The following is a 615-nucleotide window of genomic DNA, read 5'->3' as shown; positions in this document are numbered from 1 at the left end:
CACATTACTTACGGTAACCAAGTTGGAGATCTTTCGCGTTTACGGATTGCGTTGAACCGACCTGGAAATAGTTTTGGGAAGTCCTCCTGATCTTGCGCACCAGAAGGGACTCGAGCACTTAATCTTTCGATTCGCAGAGGCCGCCGGTGAGGGCTGGTGCCTGGTCCGATCGTCGGCACTGCGTACACCCATCGCCGCAGTCAACAAGGTGGCCGGCACCGTCGGAGCCATCTCCACGCAGCCTTCGCGGTGTTGGCGACCGGTCCCGAAGGCGACGGCTTCTCCGGGGCCGTGTACTGCGGGGTCGAACGCCTCGCTGGCGCGGTGCCGCGATGTGTGCGGGCGGCGTGGGGCCGGGCAGGGGTGCCGATCGCGTCCGTTCCGGGGTGCGGCGTACCGCCCGCCCCGGAACCCCGGGCGTGGCTGCGGCGCCGGTCAGGCGCTTTTCGACCCAGCGGGGATCGAGGTGGCGTTGCCGGGTCGGATGCTCCTATAGATGTCAAGCTGCTAGTTCAAGATCTTTCGAGGTGATGAGCTGGTAAAGCTCGCGCGCGACGTAGCGCTTGAGGCAGCGGATGATCTCTTTCTTGGACAGGCCTTCCTTGGTGCGCTGCT

At 63.9% G+C, this 615-nt stretch carries 1 pseudogene; it reads right to left on the bottom strand.

The annotated features are described in order from the left end of the window. Window positions 1-499: 499 nt before the first annotated feature. Window positions 500-615 (bottom strand): annotated as a pseudogene (locus ACXAHD_RS32325) (IS110 family transposase); the annotation flags it as partial.

The sequence above is a fragment of the Micromonospora sp. ABR4_055 genome (assembly GCF_056160425.1).
The sequence above is the reverse complement of the archived record's forward strand: the minus strand, read 5'-3'. Positions and strand labels throughout refer to the sequence as shown.